The organism is Evansella sp. AB-rgal1, assembly GCF_041820985.1.
Lineage (GTDB): Bacteria > Bacillota > Bacilli > Bacillales > Salisediminibacteriaceae > Evansella.
In genome coordinates, this window is record NZ_JBGUAU010000067.1 from 1 (window position 1) to 3540 (window position 3540).

Genomic DNA, 3540 nt, shown 5'->3' on the forward strand with positions numbered 1-3540 from the left:
GTCAGTATGATTCTTCTTTGTATCGCCAGGAGCAGGTTTGGGCAGAGGCCGATGATGGAAGAAAAGTACCGATGACTGTAGTATATCGAGAAGGTGCACTCCGTAAAGGTCCTGCCCCATTAATCTTATCAGGTTACGGATCTTATGGTGCCAACAGCAATCCTTATTTTAACCCGTACCGTCTCCTTCTCTTGGACAAGGGAGTTGTATTTGTCACAGCGCAAGTTCGCGGTGGTTCAGAAATGGGCCGAGATTGGTATGAACAAGGAAAAATGCAAAATAAAAGAAATACGTTCACTGATTTCATAGCAGCAGCCCAACACCTAATTAAACAAGGTTACACAACTCCAAATCAAATGGCTGCCCGCGGAGGTAGTGCAGGAGGTTTGTTAGTTGGGGCAGTAGCCAACATGGCTGGAGAGTTGTTTCAGGTAATTGTTCCTGAAGTTCCATTCGTCGATGTAGTCACGACAATGCTTGACGAAACAATTCCTCTTACAACACTTGAATGGGATGAGTGGGGCGACCCACGAAAACAAGAGGACTATTTTTATATGAAATCATATAGTCCATACGACAATGTGGATGCAAAAGATTATCCACATATGTATATCACAACTGGCCTAAATGATCCACGGGTGGCTTATTGGGAACCGACTAAGTGGGTTGCTCGCCTAAGGGCGGTGAAAACCGATGACAACGTTCTTGTGCTCAAAACAAACATGGGGGCCGGCCACTTCGGAGCATCTGGTCGTTTTAACCACTTGAAGGAAGCAGCAGAGTGCTATGCATTCATTCTAGATAAGCTCGCGGTATCGCTGACTGACTCAAAGTAGGGAGGAACATCATTGAAAAATTTTAGATGACTCTTTGAACAAAAATGAAACCGTCTGAAATCAATGTTTAAAGACTTGATTTCAGACGGTTCATAAAATGTACCTAAGATATTCTCCTAAGGGTTTATTTCAGAGGTGCAAACAAGCCATTCGCAAGCAAAAACACATGCGATTTCACAGCAGGAATCACATGTGTTTTTTTGTTGTTATATCAGTGTTTTATATTTAAACATAGAGGAAATCACACAGTAATTCACACCCCTATTCACATAGCTAGACACCTTTCTAAGTTCAAAAATTTTATAAATCATTTAAAATAAGGGAAGATTTTCCCCTTAAACTTCAGAGTATAGCTTGGTTAGAGGGAAATAAGGGAAGGTTTTCCGGTTAACATGCCAAAATAATCAAATTCTCATTTTTATTAAGTAAATAGCGGGAATTTCTCCTTCTATTTTAACTGTTTTCGGTGTCATTTTCTAATTAAGGGAAATTTCTCCCCTTATTATATCAACCCATGTTGTTGATTCCTCCATTGGCCGAGTGGGCCATGAATATTTGAATAAGGAATGATTTGAACAGATTGATAAGGTTAGTACACCCCTATTCACATAGGTGGAAATAAATATTTCCTTCTTGTGAATTTGATGTGATTTGCCATGTGAATTCTAATAAGAAAGAGAAGGATTTGGATATTTATGTTAAAATTGAAGAAATGAATATACGGATTTAGTGAAGTGATGCACTTAAAGAAATGGGGAGTTTACTTCAAAAAATGGCGTTTATAAAAAGAGGAGGCTGTTATGTCTGTTCGTAAATTAAAAGTAATTATTGGAGGTTCAATTATCCTAAATATCATACTAGCTGGGTTCGTATTTTCTTACAATCAAGAAAATAATGCTATGAAAACTGGGGGCGTTGTTCAATACGCATCACAACAAGAAGAGGTATTATTTGAATTAGAAAGAGCTTTAGAAAACCAAGATGTTAAAGAAGAATTTGTAAAAGCTTTAACATCAGCATACAGCATGATTTATCATAATTATTTACTCACAAGAAATTATACTACGATTGGTGAACAACTTAGCTTTCCTGAAAATATAAATCATTTGAACAGTCCATGGACTTCACGTGCTGTTGGTCATGCTTTATTTGAATCTACTACTGATAGGTTGGATACTGAAGCGATTCAAGAATTAGAACAATATACCTCCTACGTATCCCAAATAGTAGATATACTTGATTATCGAAATAGAATAGATGGACATAGATTAAATGAGCAACTACAAGTGTTAGAAGAAACCAGTGATTTAATTGAAAGTTTTAATTTGGATTAGTAACTCTAATATCATTGTGAAAATGGTGTACTTAATCTAACGGGTGCATTCCTGCAAGAAGCAGAAAAGCTTATCACAGTATTCACTTGGTATTTTCCATATAAATGTTAATACTGCCACCATCTTTAACTTCATTCTTTCCTATAAGCTCCACTACTAAATGATTATGAAGGAAAGGTTCATCTATCTTCCATGTTAAAGAATACTTTTGAGTTTCATTTAATTTGTTTCCTTTGTCTTCATTTATGTCATACCCAATAAGTTTTCTTTCCCACCATGTCTCCGTACCAGTAGGGATAAGCCAAAATAGAACAGTTTCAGTATTCTGAGCTTCCACGTAGATTGTTATTTCTTTTGTTCCTCCTGGTACAATAACCCAATTATCCTTTTCACGAATATTTGTATAAGCACTTGTTATAACTTTGGGTGAAGGAACTGTAACACTGTTGTCAGCAGCTAGATTACTAAAATTTAAGATTAGGCTTAAAGAAATTATCGTTTTAAGAATTATCATAATACCACCTCATTGGTATTATTTTCGTCCTTTAAGATACTATGTATTATTTCTCTAATGGTTTGCGTTAGCACAAGAAGCTATCGCTGCCCTTATAGAAGAAACGGGGAGAATTCCACAACAACTGGAGGTGGTAGAAATCAGTTGGGTAATTGGTATTGGAATAGCGTTGCTAGTCATTGTCTACTTAGCAATGGAATTAGCTACAAATGAAGATAAGGGGATGAATATACGTTCTTATATCAAGGCTTATAAGAAGTCTCTACTGTTTATTTGTATTTTCTTTATTCCACTGATAGTGATTTCGGGAATTATCTACTACACGTTCCTTTAACGTTCACTACAGGTCGTTGTCGCTGCTGTGGCACAAACGGCGAGCGTTAGTGGAATTATTTGTTGGGTTAATAATGCAAAAGAGGTGATGTAATGCTTCGAGAACTTTCAGCTTTAACAGTAACAACTTTAACTTTTGTCTTCTTTATGTTGTTACATGACTTTTATAATTCGAAAATTGAAATTAATAATTTTTTCTTATACATTTTCAGCTTTGAAACAGTTTGGTTGATTCTAATCTTTGGACCTTTGTTTTTTGTTACATTAATTCCAATAGCATATCTAATTGAACATAAATTGAAAATACAAACGAAAAGAATTCAGGTTTTATTATTCTTTCTTGCTGGAGGATTCATTTTTCCAATCATTACTTTAATACTTGAGCGAGAAGTTATATTTGATTTTAGACTGGCAATTTATATAATGGTAGCTGCTTCTCTTTTTGGTGCCATAAGAAAATTAAACATAAATAAATACAACTCCAATAAAGGTCATGTTTGACTTAAATGGAAACAAACAGGAA

The 3540-nt window shown here is 35.5% G+C and carries 4 protein-coding genes; 3 read left to right on the forward strand and 1 reads right to left on the reverse strand.

Translation table 11 applies throughout. From position 1 onward, the window contains the following. Window positions 1-836, forward strand: an 836-nt coding sequence (locus ACERII_RS25595) for a prolyl oligopeptidase family serine peptidase (protein ID WP_373645840.1), incomplete at its 5' end; no start/stop codon positions are given. 800 nt (window positions 837-1636) lie between these two features. Continuing rightward, window positions 1637-2170 (forward strand): hypothetical protein, encoded by a 534-nt coding sequence (locus tag ACERII_RS25600; RefSeq protein ID WP_373645841.1) that lies wholly within the window; start codon window positions 1637-1639, stop codon window positions 2168-2170. An 82-nt stretch (window positions 2171-2252) separates the two neighbouring features. On the opposite strand, the gene ACERII_RS25605 is transcribed toward ACERII_RS25600, so the two are convergent. Then, complete coding sequence (locus ACERII_RS25605) at window positions 2253-2684, reverse strand: hypothetical protein (protein WP_373645843.1); 432 nt, start codon at window positions 2682-2684, stop codon at window positions 2253-2255. Window positions 2685-3110: 426 nt separating this feature from the next. Here ACERII_RS25605 and ACERII_RS25615 point away from each other — a divergent pair, with 426 nt between their 5' ends. After that, entirely contained in the window at window positions 3111-3518 is a 408-nt protein-coding gene (locus ACERII_RS25615) for a hypothetical protein (protein WP_373645846.1), read from the forward strand. Window positions 3519-3540: the final 22 nt, after the last annotated feature.